This window comes from Adhaeribacter sp., assembly GCF_057359045.1.
The window spans coordinates 1-18454 of sequence record NZ_JBMQUD010000025.1; the positions used below are offsets into that span (position 1 = coordinate 1).

Here is an 18454-nt window from a genome sequence, read left to right on the forward strand (position 1 = left end):
AACGGTTAGTATAAACAACGTGCGAGGCCGTCGGCCGTAGCATGGTGTTTATACAATGTTAGGGGTAGGTTTTTTTATTCTGCTTTACTTCCTTTTGAACAAGTTGGTGAAAAAGTCTAGGAGATTGAAATCTGGTTTCTCATTTCTTCCTGTAACAATACCGCTACTCCAATCTCTGAATTCGTCGTAACCAAGGTATAGATTCAATTCTTTTAATTCTTCTTCTGTCGGGTCAACTATTTCCAGTTCTAAGTCATTAAGCCATTCCTCAACAGTCCGACTTTCACCCCACACATCTCCGTATTGTCTCCAAAATCCGTAAAGGTCGGTTTCTTTGATTTTAAACAGTTTTATTTCTGGTAGGGAACTGAAATCGTCGAAGGTAAATACCTCATCATCTGGAGGACAGTTGCCAACGCAGTTTAGTCCAAGGTCGTCTAGCCAAGCCTTATATGACCTTGGAGGCGGCGAATTATATGGTCTTTTATATTCTTGCAATTTATATTTTAACTTACCCCTAACGTGCCGCATGTATGCTAAGCCTGTAGCGGAGCAAGGGTTTAGTATACACTGTGTTGGGGTTAGTTTTTGTTTTTATTTACTCAGGCCGAATGAATTGACCTTAGTCCTGCTTTTAAAGTCTTTAGTAAGTAAGGCTCTTAACTGTGCAAAACCTTTAATTTCCAAAGAGCTTATATATAGCTTCTGTCCGTCAATAGTCGAAATGTTAATTTGCTCATGTTGTGGAATGTTCCGTCCAGTTATACCTTCCACAATAATTATTTCTTTTACACTATCATTGTCCAATTGTATTGTCCGTTTTAGATAAGGATAGTGTACTTTCCAAACTCCGTTAATTCTCTCAATTTCTTTTAACTTCTTAAATGAAAAGATAGGCAACACAAAGAAGAAAAATAAAATTATTAAACCAGTCCAAATAGCCGCATTTTGCTGTGTCTCGGTTCTAATGGAATAATTAATTATAAAATAAGTTATCAGCACTATTCCAAATATTATCGGAATAGGTAAAAGGTTATAAAGATATGGTCTTACCTTAAATTTCATTTTAAATTAACCCCAACTCGTATATAAACACCAGTATTACGTTTATTACGCTTTTTCCTAATGTGTATACGTAACTGGACTAACGAATATACTATATATTAATAATTAAATAAACAAAAATTCTCGAATAAAATTAGTATACAATTGGGTGCGCCTTGAATAAATATATTCAAGGGCTTTGTTTAAAAAGTTTCCGGCAAAAAGAAACCCTCTCGTTCCGGAGAGGGTTGATATCCTGGTGTTCTGCTTTAACTAAATAATTTATTTAGCAGCGGCAGCCGTTTTGGTGGCAACGGCTTTTTCTTCGGCTTTTTTGTCCTTCTTCCGCGGACGGCTGTTGCCAAAAGAACCTTTTACCAGTTTTCCTTTTCTCGATTTTTTATCTCCTTTGCCCATAGTATATAAGTTTTTAGTGTTTTGGTGGGTTAAATAATACGGGTAAGCGTTAAATTCCGTTGCCTAATATACGTTTACTTTATCTCCTAAAAATATTTAATCTGTTCAGGTAGTGCACATTTACCTAGGCCGGGGGTAAACTAAACTTCTAAATCCGGATAGGTATGCTTAAATTTGCCGCCGCAAAACCAATCTTTTTAGCTTTTATTTTGTTAAAGAAAGAATGGTTCAGGACCAACTGTATAACATGACATCACCTACCGATAATAATATAATAGATACCTTAGACCAGAAGCAGTTTATTTTAATTAAAAATGCGCGGGTGCATAATTTAAAAAACCTGAGCGTAGCCTTGCCCCGCAATAAATTTATTGTGTTAACCGGCTTGTCGGGTTCGGGCAAATCATCGCTGGCCTTTGATACGCTTTACGCCGAGGGCCAGCGCATGTACGTAGAGAGTTTAAGCTCCTACGCCCGCCAGTTTCTGGGTCGCATGGATAAACCCGATGTAGATTATATCCGGGGTATTAGTCCGGCCATTGCCATTGAGCAAAAAGTGAGCATTAAAAACAACCGCTCTACGGTAGGCACCAGCACCGAAATTTACGACTATCTGAAGCTGCTCTACGCCCGCATTGGCAAAACTTTTTCGCCGGTATCGGGGCAGCAGGTAAAGAAAAACACCGTGAGCGATGTGGTTGATTTTATTTTTAACCTCGAAGAGGGTGGCCGCGTCATGATTCTGGCCCCGCTGCAGCGCCAAACTGACCGCAGTTTAGAGAAAGAACTCGATTTACTTTTACAAAAAGGATATTCCCGGGTATTTGCCGGCGGCGAGGTGCTTTTTATCGAAGATTTATTAGCCGGCAGCACCAAAAATATCAAAGGGCAACTATTTATTTTAATCGACCGGGCGGTGGTGCGCCAAGACGACGAAGACTTGCAGTTCCGGCTATCCGATTCGGTGCAAACCGCTTTTTTTGAAGGGCACGGCGAGTGCCACGTGCATCTGGGCGAAGAAGTAAGGGTGTTTTCGGATAAGTTTGAGCTGGACGGAATGGTGTTTGAAGAGCCCAACGTAAACTTTTTCAGCTTTAACAACCCGTACGGCGCGTGCCAGCGCTGCGAAGGTTTTGGCACCGTGCTGGGCATCGACGAAGATTTAGTCATTCCGGACAAAAGTTTGTCGGTGTACGAAGGGGCCATTGCGCCGTGGCGTACCGAAAAACAGAGCGAGTGGCAAAAGCCTTTAATTAAAAATGGCATTCGCTTCGATTTTCCAATTCACCGGCCTTTTAACGAACTTTCCGAAGAACAGCAGCAACTTATCTGGAACGGAAACGAATATTTTGATGGGTTAAACGCATTTTTCGAGCACATCCAAACCCAAACGCATAAAATACAATACCGTGTAATGCTAAGCCGCTACCGCGGCCGCACTACCTGCCCCGATTGCCGTGGTACGCGTTTGCGCAAAGATGCCTCTTACGTAAAAATAAGCGGCAAAAGCATTACCGATTTGTTGCTGTTGCCGGTAACGGGCGTTTTAGAATTTTTCCAGAACTTACAACTCGATGCCCACGAAAAGGCCGTAGCCGATCGTTTAGCTATTGAAATTACCAATCGCTTAAGTTATTTGGTGCGCGTGGGTTTGGGGTATTTAACGTTAAATCGCTTATCTTCTACTTTATCGGGTGGCGAGTCGCAGCGTATTAATTTGGCCACCTCGTTGGGCAGTGCTTTGGTGGGCTCTATGTATATTCTGGACGAGCCCAGCATTGGGTTGCACCCCCGCGATGCCGAACAACTGATTGGTGTTTTACGCACGTTGCAGCAAATGGGCAATACCGTAATTGTGGTAGAGCACGAAGAAAAAATGATGGAGATTGCCGACCAGATTATTGATATTGGTCCGGAAGCCGGCTCGGGTGGCGGTAACCTCATGTTCCAGGGCTCTTACGACGATATGGTAAAATCGTCCCAAACCTATACCGGCAAATATTTAAGCGGCGAGTTGGCGGTGCCCGTACCTAAGCAACGCCGCCAGTGGCGCAACGCCATTGAAATAATGGGTGCCCGCGAGAATAACCTTAAAAACGTAAGCGTTAAGTTTCCCTTGGATGTCCTGACGGTGGTAACCGGTGTGAGCGGCTCCGGTAAATCTACTTTGGTCAAAAAAATATTGCACCCGGCGCTTACCAAAATATTAGGCGGCCACTCCGATGTTACCGGCAAATTCGATAAAATACAAGGCGATTACCGGCAAGTAGCCCACGTGGAGTTTGTGGACCAGAACCCGATTGGCAAGTCGTCGCGGTCTAACCCGGTTACTTACGTAAAAGCCTACGATAGCATCCGGACGCTTTTTGCCGACCAGCCCTTAGCCAAAGCCCGTGGTTTTAAACCATCACACTTTTCGTTTAATATTGAAGGTGGCCGCTGCGAAGTTTGCCAGGGCGAAGGCCAGGTAAAAATAGAAATGCAGTTTATGGCCGATATTTATTTGACCTGCGAAAGCTGCCACGGCCAAAAGTTTAAACAAGATATTCTGGACGTAAAATACAAAGACAAAAGCATCTCGGAGGTACTGGACATGACCATTGCCGACAGCATCGACTTTTTTAAAGACCACGCCAAAGTAGCCGAAAAATTAAAACCGCTCGACGATGTGGGGCTGGGTTACATCCGCTTAGGACAGTCTTCGAATACGCTCAGCGGCGGCGAAGCGCAGCGGGTAAAACTGGCCTCGTTCCTAACCAAAGGTGCCACCGCTCACTCCGAGAATATTTTGTTTATTTTCGACGAGCCTTCTACCGGTCTGCACTTCCATGACATCAGCAAGTTGCTAACGGCCATTAACGCCTTAATTGATAAAGGCAACTCCGTGGTTATTATTGAGCACAACATGGATATTGTAAAATGCGCCGACTGGATAATTGACATGGGCCCCGAAGGAGGCGTAAATGGCGGCCATTTATTATTTGAAGGCACGCCAGAGGAAATGGTAAAGCTGGAGAATAACCATACCGCCAGATTTTTAAAAGAAAAGCTAACGTAAGTTAGCTTTCCTTTTGCCTGTTACTTTTTAAATTCAGGAAAGCGTACTTAAATAGTAATTACAACTAAGAGTTTAGCTAGTAATTTATTACCCAGGATTTTTATCTTTACAAACTCCGGTTTACTCTCCCGGAATAATTAGCCAACTATGAAATACAGCTTTTACTTTTTGGTTCTTATTTTTTTAGGTAGCTGTCAGGTGCCACAGAAGCAGGTCAGCCAAAAGCCCGACCCTAATTTCCATTTGTATTTGCTCGCTGGGCAATCGAATATGGCCGGGCGGGCCAAATCAGTAGGAATAGATACAGTGGCAGTGCCCAATTTACTGGTATTTGCCAAAGACAAAACCTGGCAGCCCGCCCGGGAACCTTTACACTGGGATAAACCTAATCCGGGTACCGGACCGGGCTTTGCCTTTGGCCGCGAAATGCTGGCGCAGGCAAAAGGTAAAATCAGAATTGGCTTAATTCCGGCCGCGCACGGTGGCTCTTCTATTACTGCCTGGGTTAAAGGTGGTTATCACGACCAAACCAAAGGCTATCCTTACGACGAGGCCATTGAGCGCACCAAAGCCGCTTTGCAAACCGGGGTTTTAAAAGGCATTATCTGGCACCAGGGCGAAAACGACAGCAATCCTGAGTCAGAAAAGATCCATTTAGCTCGATTAGCCGATCTCATTAATCGGTTCCGGACAGAGCTGAACGTGCCTAATGTGCCCTTTGTAGCCGGCGAGTTGGGGTATTTTAAAGAGCCTTTTAAAAGCATGAACCAGGTTTTAAACCAATTACCGGCTAACGTACCCAACACGGCAGTAGTAAGCGCCGCCGGGTTGGTGCACATGGGCGATAACACCCATTTTAATGCCGCCTCTGGCCGGGAATTGGGTAAACGTTACGCCCAGGCTATGCAAGAACTACAAAAAGGCAAATCTGCTAAATAACCCTGGGGTAAAATAGCGGCTCAATCCTACTTGTTTTTAGCAGAGACGAAAAGGTTTTACTATCTGAATAAAATATTGGGCTAGAACAAATATTTGTATTTATGGTCTGGAGTTATGGCTAAGAAAGTACGCCGCTGTAATCTTCTGTTATTGGTTCTGCTTATCGTTTAGCAAGCAGCAGGAAAATAATCTTACCCCACCACACCTGGCGTTTGGTACTAAAATTGGGTTTATAATCATTAAAGTAAATCAATCTGAAAATTCATGCTATAGGGCCTATTTTGGTAAATCCCACCGCAAGTTTTAGGCTTTCCCCGGCAAAATTCTTAATCTTACGCCGTATAACGTATCAGTTAAAATATAAACCAAATACAGTAATATAATTATGAGAAAGAAAATAGTTGCCGGCAACTGGAAAATGAATAAAACTTTCGAGGAGGCGCAGGCGCTGGTATCGGAAGTTGTAAACATGGTAAACGACGAAGTTAATAACGATGCCGAAGTGGTATTGTGTCCGTCGTTCCCTTTTCTGGGTAGCGTAAGCAAAGCCATTGCCGGTCAAAATAAAATTCATCTTGGCGCGCAAAATTGTCACCAGAAAGAGAGTGGTGCCTATACCGGCGAAGTGTCGGCGGCTATGCTTAAATCGGTAGGTGTGGCGTACGTAATATTGGGCCACAGCGAGCGCCGGCAATATTATTTTGAAGATAACCAAATGCTGGAGGCCAAAGTAAAAGCGGCGCTCCAAACTGGATTAATTCCAATTTTTTGTATTGGCGAATCTTTAGAGCAGCGCGAGCAGGATTTAACTTTTGAGGTGATCGAGACCCAGTTGAAAGAAGGTTTGTTTCACGTAAGCAACGAAGAATTTGCCCGGGTGGTAATTGCTTACGAACCCATTTGGGCCATTGGTACCGGCAAAACGGCCACCAGCCAGCAAGCCCAGGAAGTGCACGCTTTTATCCGGGAGCAGATTGCCCGCCACTACGATGCTGAGGCCGCAACCAACACCACCATTTTATACGGCGGTAGCTGCAACCCTGGCAATGCCCGCGAATTGTTCTCCCAACCCGATATTGATGGCGGCCTGATTGGCGGTGCTTCCTTAAAATCGCGCGATTTTACTGATATTATTAAATCCTTCTCATAAAAATAATAATTTTTTGTTCCGGATTTAGTTATTTTGTACCTTAGAGCGGTTGTAATTGGGATTATTCCAATTCAATTGCAGCCGCTCAGGTACTGTAACAAAATAGTTTTTCCGGAATGTATTACTTTTTGCCAATATTTTTTCTCTTTTGGGGCCTTGGCAGCCCTACCGGAGCCGTTGTAAAAACAACTGCTTCGCTGCCGGTGCTCGCTCCCCGCGAACCGGAAATTTGCCGGATGTTTGGTTCGGTTTACCTTACCACCGACCCCAAACTAAAGAATTACGCCAAGTATATTGTATACTTAGAACCCGAAGATACCTACGCCGATTTATTTGTTTTTAAGGAAAGTAACAAATTATTTGCCGACGCTCCTGGCCTCTGGTATTTGACTACCAGCCGCAATTTTGCCGATCATGTTTTTTTTGTAACCACTAACCGGGCCTTTGCCGATTTTAGTATTTATTATACGAAAGCGCGAACATTGGCCGGTTGTAGAAAATAACCTTATATGGATTTTATCCAAGTTACTTTAAATGCGCCTGCCGCCCTTACCGATATTTTAACGGCCGAATTAAGCCAGGTGGGCTACGATACTTTTATGGAAACCGACAACGGCCTGTGCGCCTACATAACTGAAGACCAGTTTTCGGAAGCCGCCTTGCAGGAAGTTATTCAGAAATACCACCCCATGGCGGGCGAACTGGGTTATACACTGGAAAATATTGAACAGAAAAACTGGAACGAAGAATGGGAAAAAAACTTTGAGCCTTTGGTTATTGCAGGTATCTGTTCGGTGCGGGCTTCTTTCCATCCCAAGCCGACCGACTTGCCTTACGATATTGTCATTAACCCGAAAATGTCGTTTGGTACCGGCCATCACGAAACTACCACGCTCATGATCGAAAACCAATTAAATGTAAACCACACGGGTAAGCGGGTGCTGGATATGGGTTGCGGCACGGCCATTCTGGCCATTATGGCTTGCAAGTTAGGTGCCAATGAAGTGTTGGCGGTAGACATTGAAGACTGGACCGTAGAAAATGCCCGCGAAAATGCCGACTTAAATGATTGCCCTACCATTGAGGCCCGGTTAGGCGATGTAGCGGCGATACAAGGCGAAGAACCATTTAATATTATTCTGGCTAATATTAATCGCAATGTACTCCTGGCCGATTTGCCAGCTTATAGTGAGGTTTTAGCACCAGACGGAATATTAATTATGAGCGGATTTTACACCCAGGATTTAAATTTAATCGTAGAAAAAGCCAAGTCTTGCGGGTTAACGTATGTGAGTGAGCGCGAGAAAAACAACTGGGTTTCAGTTGTTTTTGAAAGAAATTAGTTATTGCCCTTTTATGAAACAAATTTACCTTCTTTTGTTATGTATGGCTTGCTTTACGGGGGTAGCGCAAGCCCAAACCACTTACAAACTCGCCAAGGAGCCGGCCCAGTTTATCCTGGATGTAAAAACCATGATGGCGCCTACTAAAAACGAGAACGCCATAAAAGTGGCCACCCGCCTCGAAGAAGTCTGGGGCTCTAACCAAATGACCAGTAGTCAGCAAGCCAAAGTAATTGATCTTGCGCAGAAAATGCTGGCTAAAAAAATGAAGGCCCGGCCACATTTCGAGAATTTTTTTGGGGCGTTGGTAAGCGGTATTAATATTCACAAATTACGCAACACCGAGCTAGATCAGTTTATAGCCGTTGTAGATAAAAGCTTAGCCCAGGATAAACAGCCTGAATTCGAGAAATTTATTCATACTTCTTATCTATTCCTCGATACCAAAGTAATTTACAAAGCTCCTCAAAATACCTTGCGGGTAGTAGGGGGCAATTTTTCGTTTGCTTACCTCGACGGCACCGAACCACAGGAAGAGCCAGCACCCGTAAAAGCCGCACCGGCCCCCAAAGCTGCCGAGAAAAAAACTCCTAAAGCTGATGAAGTAATCTGGAACGATGATTTTAAAGATACTACGCCGGCACCAGCTACTGCTACGTCTGGTACTAAGGGTGGTGGTATTCCGGATTTAATCGGGCCCGCCTTAAAAATTCAGAATGCCGAGTTGTTTTTTATTACCGGACCCGATTCTTTGTCGTTGAAAAACACCGATGGCACTGTGCTGCTGGCTAAAAATTATTACGTAGGCAAGAAAGGCCAGTTTACCTGGGCCCAGGCCGACGGCGAAGCTTCGGCTACGCTCAAGAAATTTGGTTTTGATACCAGCAAAGCGGCTTTCCGGGCCGAAGGCGTAACCCTTACTTACCCAGCCGTGCTGGAGGCACCGGTAGAAGGTGTTTTCGATTTCCGGAATGTGCGCAAAAAAGCCAACGGCGACACCGGTTATCCGCAGTTTATATCGTTTACCAACAATGCCCAGCTCAAAAATATTGGCGAAAACATAAAGTACGTGGGTGGGTTTACCATGGCTGGTAATAAAATTAGTGCGGCCGCCTTGGACGGCAGTGGTTCCGAAATAACGGTTAGCCACGAAGGTAAACCTAAATTTAAAGCTTCTTCGGCTAATTTTCAGTTGCAGGATAGCTTAATTACTTCTGAAAAAGCGGCTATATTTATTTTTAACCAGCAAGATACCATTGCTCATCCGGGTTTGCGGTTTAAATATTCCAAACCTGCCAAAAGGCTTTCGCTTATCCGGAGCGAGCAATCACAGATAAGTCCGTTTTACAGCTCGCATCACCAAATGGAAATTAACGCCGAAATGCTGACTTGGGTACTGCCTACTCCTAATCTCAACTTTTCGATCCTGACGGCAAAAAACGAAGTGCCGGCGCGCTTAACGTCTAAAGAATATTTTACCGAAGACCGGTACGAGCACCTAAAAGGTACCGCCGATTTTCATCCATTAATTGTATTTGCCAATTTTGCCGACAAGCGCCGCACAAATAATTTTTATATAAACGACCTAACGGCCAGCACCAAAATAAAAGAAGAAGAGCTGCGCATTGCGGCCAGTATGCTGGCGCAACAAAACTTTCTTAATTACAACGCCACCACCGGCGAAATTACCCTAAAGGCAAAAGCCTATCATTACATGAAATCGGCCCGGGGTAAAAAAGATTACGATTATATTACCTTAAAATCGTTGATTCCGTCGGGTAAAAACGCTACCCTCGATTTAAATAAAAATGAATTACTTGTAAGAGGCGTCGATAAATTTTATTTTACCGGCGACTCGGTAGCAGTTTACGCGCAACCCGATAGTAACCAGGTACGGGTACTAAAAAACCGCGATATAAAATTTAACGGGGTAGTGGTAGCATCTAAATTCCGGTTCCGGGGCTCTAAATTTACCTTTAAGTACAACGATTTTCTTATTGATATGGCAAAGATTGATACCATTGCTTTTATTGTTAAGAATAAGCCTAAAAAAGGAGCCAAAGCATTGGAAGAAGACGGATTTAGCAGCAACAGCATTACCAGATCGTCGGGAGTACTTTATTTAAATAAAGCCGATAATAAATCGGGGCGCAAAAAGTACGGCAATTATCCGTCGTTCGATGCTACTTCGGGTGCTTACGTGTATTTTAATAAACCCGAAATATTGGGTGGCGCTTACGATACCACCGTTTACTTTGCCATTCCGCCTTTTAAAATGGATAGCCTGAACAGCACGTTGCCCGGCGCTGTTGGGTTTAAAGGCAAGTTTTACTCCGGCGGTATTTTTCCCCCATTCGAAACCCAATTATCTGTTATGGATGATCAGTCGTTGGGCTTTGCCTACACCGTACCCAAAGGCGGTTTAGCCGCTTACGGCGGTAAAGGTAAATTTTACAACAAGCTCACCATGACCAAAAAAGGTTTGCAGGGGCAGGGCGAAGTAGAATATTTAACCACCCGCTTAAAATCAAATGCTTTTACGTTTTACTTAGATAAGGTACATACCTTGGGTACCGAGGCCACTATTAAAGAGGCTACCATTGGCAGTGCGTATTACATGGGCGGTACCTTTAATAAATACGTGCTGGAGTGGTTGCCCAAAAAAGATACCATGAACATCAGTACGGTATCGGAGCCCTTTATGCTTTACCAGAATAAATATTCTTACCGGGGTATGGCTATTATTACGCCAACCGGTTTTTACGGCGATGGTACCGTAGAAGGCACCGATGGGTTTATCCGGTCGCCGAACCTGGCTTTTGCCAAAGATAGCTTTAAAGCCAATAAAGCAACCCTGGATATTAAATCTAAAACTGCCGGTAAGCCGGCTTTACGGGCATCGGATGTGTTTCTGGAGTTTGATGTAACCAAAGGCTTCGCTAATTTTTCGCCGGAGCAGGCAGGTGCCGCCAGTACCGATTTCCCGAACGCGCAGTTTAAAACCTCGCTTAGCGGGGGTAAATGGGATGTAAACAAAAAAATAGTTACCATGAACGAGCCGGAAGGTAAAGCCGGCGCCGGGGGGCACGCGTATTTTGTTTCGGTTAGGCCATCGCACGAAAACCTGAAATTTAAAGCCAAAAGCGCCACTTACGATATTGGTAAAAATACCCTGAATATTGGTGGCGTACCTTACATTGCCGCCGCCGATGCCCATATTGTACCAGATAGTGGCCGGGTGTATATTGCCGAAAACGCGGATATTAAAACTTTACAACGCGCAACCATTGTGAGTGATACCCTAAACCGGTATCACCAAATGTATAAAGGCGAGGTAGATATTATTTCCAGGTTAAACTACCGGGGCTATGCCAATGCCAATTACGTTAATGCCTTGGCCGATACGTTTGCCGTGAAGTTTGGCAAGTTTACCATGAAAAACATGGATAAAGTAAAAGCTTTGCCTAAACCAGAATTGCTGGCCATGGCCAATAGAAACGATACGACCACCATACCGGGCGGCATTAATACCGAAATATTACCCGAAGATGATAGCACCGCCACCAACGTGGCCCCGCTAAAAAAAGGTAGCCGATTTAAAAAAGTAAAATTAGCTTCGCAAAACAAAAAAGTTAAAGCCGATACTGCCGCTGAACCACCAGTAGCCGCCGACTCGGATATGGCTACCGAAGCCACGGCCGGTAACCGGAAAAAACGCAAAGCAAACCCGATTAAAACCGATGAAGCCCGGCCCGATTCTACTTTGCTGGCGATGAACACCGAAGGGGCTGCCGGTAAGCGGGAGCGGTTGCGCCTGTTCCGGAAAACCGAAGAAGTAGCCGTAGACGATTTACCGCATACCGAAGCCGTAGCCACCATTAAGGAAACCGATAAATTTATAATAACGCCCGGCGTGCAGTACAAAGGCGAGGTTGCCATGAGCTCTAACCGGCAATTCTGGAACTTTAATGGTTTTGTTAAATTAGGTTTTAGTGGCCAGGAAGGCGGCTCCGATTGGTTCCCGTACCAGGCTACGGTTAATCCGGCCGAAGTACAGATTAATATTGAAGCGCCTAAAGCCGCCGACGGTACCCCGCTGAAAACCGGTTTGCATATTGCTACTGCCGACAATAAAGTTTACAACACCTTTGTATCGAAGAAAAAAGATGATACCGACCTGGATATATTTGATGTAGAAGGTTTGCTGGCGTACAACAAAAGCAAAAAAGAATATAAACTGGGTAAAGAAAGCCGCCTGGCCGGCGAAGATATCACGGGTAACATGATGACTTTTAACGACTCTACGGGTATATCGCGGTACGAAGGCAAGCTGAACCTGCTGTTACCTACAGCCAAAAACTTTGGATTAACTGCCTCGGGTACTGCGGTAGCCAAACCTACGGCCCGTTTATTTACCCTCGATGCTTTCCTGGCTTTAGACCTAGGTATACCAGAAGCGGCCCTGGTGCAAATGGGCAACGTGTTAGCCGATAATTTAGGCGGCGCTCCTGAAGCCATCACCGACAACAGTGCCTTGTTGTATAAGCTGGCGCAGTTTGTGCCGGGTAAAGAGGCCAAAGCTTACGCCGACCGGTCTAACTATACGCCTTTGCCGGTATTCTCCTCTAAATTCCAGAAGTTAGTGGTGTTTAATGCCGCCGAATTGCGTTGGTCCGATTCTACCAAGGCCTGGTACAGCAAAAACCGGTTAAGCCTGGCTAATGTTCTGAAAAAGGATATTAATGCCCAGGTACCCGGTTACCTCGAAATTAAGCGTGGCCCAGAAGCCGATATTGTAACGCTTTATATACAAGCTAACCCCGAGGCCTGGTATTATTTTAACTACGAAAACAACATGTTAACCGTAGCCTCGTCGGATGATAAATTTAACAACTTAGTGGCTTCTAAACGCAATAGCGGCATGCTTACCGGCGAAGAAATGGACAAAACGGCTTTTGTAAACAATTACCGTAAAACGTATTTGGCTACCAGCAAACACGACCCGCTATTATCGGCGGGAGGAGCCAGCAGCGCACCGCAGAAAACCGGTAATTTCGATTTTATGGAAGACAGCGGCAGTAAGAAAAAGAAAAAAGAAAAAGCTCCTAAAGCCGAAGAAACCGACTTACCGGCAGCAAACCCGGCTAAACCCCAAAAGGCAGAAAGCGATGTAAACTTACCCGGCACAACTGATGATGCTAAGAAAAAGAAGAAAGCTAAAAAGGGTAAAGAAGAAGAACTGCTACCCGATATGAATTAAGCAGTAATCAGTTAAAACATATAAGAAAGCCACTCCCGGAGTGGCTTTCTTATTTTCAATTAGTAATATTTTCAGTGAGAATATTAGCTTTCCCAATAATCAAATTAAGCAGCAATGAGCATGGGCTTATGTAGATGATATCTTTTTATCCGAAAAGGAATATTTTACCTGTATCCGCAGCCTGAATAAAAATATTAATTGTAAAGTTTGTATCCCGCCGTCATTACAAAATATTACTTCACAAAACTTAAATATTCGTTTTAGCCAGCGGCTTGTTTATCTGCTAAATAAACAGGTAATGGTAGTCAGAACTTAGGTTCTACAGTTATTTCCATTAGCCATCCTGTTTACCTTAATTTGGCGCATAGGCTAGTATTTCTATATATTTGAAATAAGTTTTCGCTTTAGAATATTACCTGTCCGGTTAAATTTCGTTAATTAACCATATACACACCTGCTTACTATTATGAATATTCTGCTTATCGCAATTTTTCTGTTAGCTGCCTATTTAATTGGGGCCATTCCTACGGCGGTTTGGGTAGGCCAAAAATTCTTTGGCATAGATGTGCGGCAACATGGTAGCGGTAATGCCGGTGCTACGAATACCTTTCGGGTGTTGGGCAAAAAGGCCGGCACCTTTGTTTTATTATTCGATGTGTTTAAGGGTTGGGCGGCTACTTCGTTGGCCAATGTGCTGGTAATGCAAGAACTAATTCCCGCCGAAAAGCTGATCATGTTTAAACTAATAATGGGAGCTTTGGCGGTAGTAGGGCATATATTTCCGGTTTATGCAGGCTTTAAGGGGGGCAAAGGTGTGGCTACGCTCATGGGTATGGTACTGGCGGTGCACCTGCAAGCGGCCCTTATTTGCCTCGGCATTTTTATAATTGTACTGCTAATATCTAAATACGTTTCTTTGGGTTCTATGATTGCCGCTTTGGCATTTCCGGTGTTACTCCTGGTGGTTCCCCAGTTTAAACCCGATGAGCCTCTGCTGCTGGTTTTTGGGATTCTGCTCTCGGTAATGGTGGTTTTTACCCACAAAAAAAATATTAACCGCCTGCTACAAGGCCAGGAAAGTAAAGCCAACTTATTTGGGATAAAAAGTAAATAAATCCAGCGTTGATTTCCAAAATATATTTTGCCTCGTGTTAAACTTGGTAACAGAAATAAATACTAATTCATTAAGCTAAACACATTACTTGAAGCATGAATAATTACCTCCAGGAAAATAAAGATCGGTTTATCGACGAGTTGTTGCAGTTGCTGCGCATTCCGTCGGTAAGTGCCGATCCCAAATTTAAAGGCGACGTACGGCAAGCTGCCGAATTTATTGCCCAGAAACTGCGTGAAGCCGGGGCCGATAACGTAGAATTGTGCGAAACTGCCGGTAACCCTATTGTATACGGCGAAAAAATAATTGATCCGGCTTTGCCTACCGTATTGGCTTACGGCCACTACGATGTACAACCCGCCGACCCGTATGAGCTTTGGCATTCGCCGCCGTTTGAGCCGGTAATAAAAGACGAAAAAATTTATGCCCGCGGCGCCTGCGACGACAAAGGGCAGGTATATATGCATATAAAGGCTTTTGAAATAATGATGCAGCAGCAAGAACTGGCCTGCAACGTTAAATTCATGATCGAAGGCGAAGAAGAAATCGGCTCGAATAACCTGGGCATATTTGTAAATCAGAATAAAGAAAAGCTGCAGGCCGATGTAATTGTGATTTCGGATACCGGTATTATTGCCAACGACATTCCTTCTATAACCACGGGCTTGCGGGGACTGAGTTACCTGGAGGTAGAAGTTACCGGCCCCAATCGCGATTTACATTCTGGTTTATACGGTGGGGCTGTGGCCAACCCTATTAATATTTTGTGCCAGATGATTGCCTCTTTGCACGACGAAAACAACCACATTACCATACCCGGTTTTTACGAAAATGTAGAAGAGTTAAGCGCCGAAGAACGGGCCGAAATGGCCAAAGCTCCTTTTAACCTGGAAGCTTATAAAAAAGAACTTGATTTGGGCGATGTACACGGCGAAGCCGGTTACAGCACCAACGAACGTAATTCTATCCGGCCTACTTTAGATGTTAATGGCATTTGGGGTGGTTATATTGGCGAAGGCGCTAAAACCGTAATTGCTTCTAAAGCTTTTGCCAAAATATCGATGCGTTTGGTACCCAACCAAACCTCCGAAGAAATTACCGAAAAGTTTACCCAGCATTTTGAGCGCATAGCGCCGCCCAGTGTAAAAGTGGTAGTGCGGCCGCACCACGGCGGCGAACCCGTAGTTACTCCAACCAATTCAGTGGCATACCAAGCAGCTAGCCGGGCATTTGAAAAAACGTTTGGTAAAAAGCCTATTCCGGTACGCAGTGGCGGCAGCATACCTATTGTAGCCATGTTTAAGGCCGAGCTAGGTATTGATTCGGTATTGATGGGTTTTGGCCTCGACTCTGATGCTATTCATTCGCCGAACGAACATTACGGGATTTTTAATTTCCTGAAAGGCATAGAAACCATCCCGTATTTCTTTAAATATTTAGCCGAAATGCATAAATAAAAAATTGGGCATAAAAAAAGCCGGACAGTTTATGACTGTCCGGCTTTTTTTATGCTTGTTAATTCAAATTATTTGCTGCCCAATAAGTAACCTACGGTAGCCTGGAATAAAGAATGACGGGTGTTTCTTAAACTGCCGCCATCGTTATCGTCGGCTAATTTGCTAAAGTTACCATTGTAACGCAAACCTAAGCTAAAGCCACCTGGTGTCATGTAACCAACGCCAGCGGCATAACCAACTTCTAACTTGCTACCAAAAGAATCGCGGTCAAGTTTGCTTACATTGTTTTGCTCCATGTCGTTCATGATAACCTTAGAACGGTCTTTCACGCTGAGTAAATAAGAAGCAACTGGTCCGCCCTCAAATACCAAACCACTGGCATTTACTTTTAAAAGAACCGGTAAATCTAAATAGCTAAAATCTACTTTACCTGTGTACTTCATGGTATTGTTACCCACGGTAAATGCTTCGTCTTTGTATTTGTAACCTTTTTGCGAGTAAAGTAATTCCGGTGCAAGCGACAGGAAACCATCGCCTACCAAAGGTATGCTGGTAGCAATACCCCCTACAAAACCCAATTTGTTTTCGTTTTGGGCTTCAGAGCTTAAATCGCCGGCCAGGTTAGAGTAGTTAACACCGGCTTTAATTCCAATTCTTTGGGCTTGTGCTACTTGTGCGAAAGTGAAGCTAAACCCAGCAATTAATAGTAATACTAACTTTTTCATAGTTTTTAAAAGGTAATTGTATGTAATAAATTGTGAGACAAAAATCTTAAATGTATTTGGCATTACCTCGTGCCATAATACTCTTTAAACTTAGTTTTGTTGCAGATTAAGTTTAATTATGATACCCGGCATAAGCTTAACTGGGGTTTTAATCCCAGGTGCCTACCCGTAACGATTAGGTCTTTTATATTGTCAATCAAAATGTTTTCGAACGATATTCCCACTTGCAAACCAGCCAAGTGATTCCAGTATTTTATAATTAGATTTTTCATGCTTAACAAAAAAATAATAAAGAACGAGAGTTTAACCCAATTTGGATTATAATTACATTGTGTAATCTTGGCATCTATACGTATCTTAGAAATAATGTTGCAGTAAAAGTAAGATTTAGCTATTAAATTATTTTACCAGTTAATTTATGTAGGGTTGTTATGTCTGTAAAAAAATAAACTAAACGCTTAAAAAACAACATAAAACAATTCTGTTGGGGTGCTAAATCAACCCAAAACATTATCTTAAAGCTTTCATATACTTATTAAACAATTTAAGTTTGTTATTGTTTAATATATTTGTACAAAACTAATTTAAGCCAGCTTGGTTAAACGCCAGGTTAAAAGTAGTTTAAGTAAGAATAAGAATATTTTATCTAAATAATTAATATTTTATATTATAAATACTTCCAAAATCATGCCAGTATAAAGCATAATTGTTTAACCACCGGATTGTTTTAGATTTGTGCCATATATATTTTAAGAATGGGTAGCCGATTGGTTAACTTTTATAAGCGTTTTTTGCTGGTTGGTATGCTGGGGCTGACTTATACCGGAACTGTAAACGGGCAGAGCCGACCTGCTTATCTGGCCGGAGCTGCCTGGCAAAGCGGAACGGTGTTGGTGCACACCCCCAAAATAAAACATTTGGCCGGAACAAATCCGGTAGGGATTGAAATTAACCTGCAAAAGCAAACGCTCGGCGAAAAATACTGGCAGCATTTGTATCGCTATCCGCGCTTTGGGTTATCTTTTACTTACTTTAATTACCAGAATATAATATTGGGGCAGTCTTTTGCCCTTAGCCCCTATATAAGCTTACCGGTAAAACACACCGCCCACAGCAGTTTATATTTTAGGTTTGGCACCGGTCTGGCTTATTTTACCAATAATTATAATTTACAGGAAAACCCGGCCAACAATGTTATCAGCAATAATTTTAATGCCGTTATTCAGACCCGGCTCGAGTATACCCGCCAAATAAGTAGCCGAGTAGGTTTGTTGGCGGCCGTAGGGCTTAATCATTACTCAAACGGGGGCGATTCTAAACCAAACATGGGTATCAATATTGGCACGGCTACTTTAGGTGTACAGTACAATACTTTACCCCAACCGCTTGCCCGCCCTAAGGCCGAAAGTGCTATACCACAACGCACTTATTTGTTTATAAGCAGTAGTGTAGGGGTAAAGCAACGCGCCGAGTTTGATACGGTTAAATATACGGTTAATGCGGTGGCTTTAGGTGGTTTGTACCGTTTAAACCACAAAAGTACGTTGCTGCTGGCGTTGGAAGGTTTTTACGACCCGTCGTTGTTTGCCCGCCGCGCCTGGGACCCGCGGGTACCGGCCGGTACTACCCCCGACATCCGGCGCTTTGCCTTAACCGGTGGCCACGACCTGAACTTTGGTAATCTGGCTTTTGGTACCCAGGTAGGTTATTATTTTTACCGCCCATACAAAGCCGATGCCGGCGTTTTTCAGCGGTTAGAAGCCAAATGGCAATTCCATAAAAATATTTTTGTTTCGGGTAGCCTTAAATTACATGACCTGATCAAAGCAGATATAATTGAATACCGCCTCGGGGTACGTATTTAGTAGCCGCTAGCAATATTTCTAAAGGTAATTTTACCTGAATATTTATTAGCCGCAAACCTGTGTATTATTGCTTTATTTAAGG

At 43.6% G+C, this 18454-nt stretch carries 13 protein-coding genes; 9 read left to right on the top strand and 4 right to left on the bottom strand.

Going from position 1 to position 18454, the window contains the following annotated elements; translation table 11 throughout:
* Nucleotides 1-84 precede the first annotated feature (84 nt).
* From ACO1R6_RS04175 to ACO1R6_RS04185, 3 genes are all read right to left on the bottom strand, one after another.
* Complete coding sequence (locus tag ACO1R6_RS04175) at nucleotides 85-498, bottom strand: hypothetical protein (protein WP_486262441.1); 414 nt, start codon at nucleotides 496-498, stop codon at nucleotides 85-87.
* Between the two features lie 96 nt (nucleotides 499-594).
* The gene (locus ACO1R6_RS04180) at nucleotides 595-1065 is read right to left on the bottom strand and encodes a hypothetical protein (protein WP_486262442.1); all 471 of its coding nucleotides are present in this window, start codon (nucleotides 1063-1065) and stop codon (nucleotides 595-597) included.
* Nucleotides 1066-1326: 261 nt separating this feature from the next.
* Complete coding sequence (locus ACO1R6_RS04185; RefSeq protein ID WP_486262444.1) at nucleotides 1327-1461, bottom strand: 30S ribosomal protein THX; 135 nt, start codon at nucleotides 1459-1461, stop codon at nucleotides 1327-1329.
* Between the two features lie 247 nt (nucleotides 1462-1708).
* Here ACO1R6_RS04185 and uvrA point away from each other — a divergent pair, with 247 nt between their 5' ends.
* The 8 genes from uvrA (at nucleotide 1709) to ACO1R6_RS04225 (ending at nucleotide 15782) form a co-directional block, all read left to right on the top strand.
* Nucleotides 1709-4519: an excinuclease ABC subunit UvrA gene (gene uvrA, locus ACO1R6_RS04190; protein ID WP_486262445.1), complete on the top strand. Its 2811-nt coding sequence runs from the start codon at nucleotides 1709-1711 to the stop codon at nucleotides 4517-4519.
* A gap of 147 nt (nucleotides 4520-4666) precedes the next feature.
* On the top strand, nucleotides 4667-5458 hold the full coding sequence (locus ACO1R6_RS04195) for a sialate O-acetylesterase (RefSeq protein ID WP_486262446.1): 792 nt from the start codon (nucleotides 4667-4669) through the stop codon (nucleotides 5456-5458).
* A gap of 385 nt (nucleotides 5459-5843) precedes the next feature.
* Nucleotides 5844-6608, top strand: coding sequence for a triose-phosphate isomerase (tpiA, locus tag ACO1R6_RS04200; protein ID WP_486262448.1), 765 nt, complete (start codon nucleotides 5844-5846; stop codon nucleotides 6606-6608).
* A 116-nt stretch (nucleotides 6609-6724) separates the two neighbouring features.
* Complete coding sequence (locus ACO1R6_RS04205) at nucleotides 6725-7111, top strand: 7(1) septoil knot domain-containing protein (protein WP_486262450.1); 387 nt, start codon at nucleotides 6725-6727, stop codon at nucleotides 7109-7111.
* Between the two features lie 6 nt (nucleotides 7112-7117).
* Nucleotides 7118-7951: a 50S ribosomal protein L11 methyltransferase gene (prmA, locus tag ACO1R6_RS04210; RefSeq protein ID WP_486262451.1), complete on the top strand. Its 834-nt coding sequence runs from the start codon at nucleotides 7118-7120 to the stop codon at nucleotides 7949-7951.
* A gap of 43 nt (nucleotides 7952-7994) precedes the next feature.
* Nucleotides 7995-13211 carry a hypothetical protein gene (locus tag ACO1R6_RS04215; protein ID WP_486262453.1) on the top strand — a complete coding sequence of 1739 codons (5217 nt, stop codon included), beginning with the start codon at nucleotides 7995-7997 and terminating at the stop codon, nucleotides 13209-13211.
* Nucleotides 13212-13677: 466 nt separating this feature from the next.
* Nucleotides 13678-14325, top strand: a complete 648-nt coding sequence (gene plsY / locus ACO1R6_RS04220; RefSeq protein WP_486262454.1) for a glycerol-3-phosphate 1-O-acyltransferase PlsY — start codon at nucleotides 13678-13680, stop codon at nucleotides 14323-14325.
* Between the two features lie 95 nt (nucleotides 14326-14420).
* Nucleotides 14421-15782: a dipeptidase gene (locus ACO1R6_RS04225; RefSeq protein ID WP_486262455.1), complete on the top strand. Its 1362-nt coding sequence runs from the start codon at nucleotides 14421-14423 to the stop codon at nucleotides 15780-15782.
* Nucleotides 15783-15850: 68 nt separating this feature from the next.
* Here ACO1R6_RS04225 and ACO1R6_RS04230 read toward each other — a convergent pair whose 3' ends face one another.
* Nucleotides 15851-16507 (bottom strand): porin family protein, encoded by a 657-nt coding sequence (locus tag ACO1R6_RS04230; protein WP_486262457.1) that lies wholly within the window; start codon nucleotides 16505-16507, stop codon nucleotides 15851-15853.
* A 755-nt stretch (nucleotides 16508-17262) separates the two neighbouring features.
* Between ACO1R6_RS04230 and ACO1R6_RS04235 the strand changes: the two genes are divergently transcribed.
* Nucleotides 17263-18372 (top strand): acyloxyacyl hydrolase, encoded by a 1110-nt coding sequence (locus ACO1R6_RS04235; RefSeq protein WP_486262458.1) that lies wholly within the window; start codon nucleotides 17263-17265, stop codon nucleotides 18370-18372.
* Nucleotides 18373-18454: the final 82 nt, after the last annotated feature.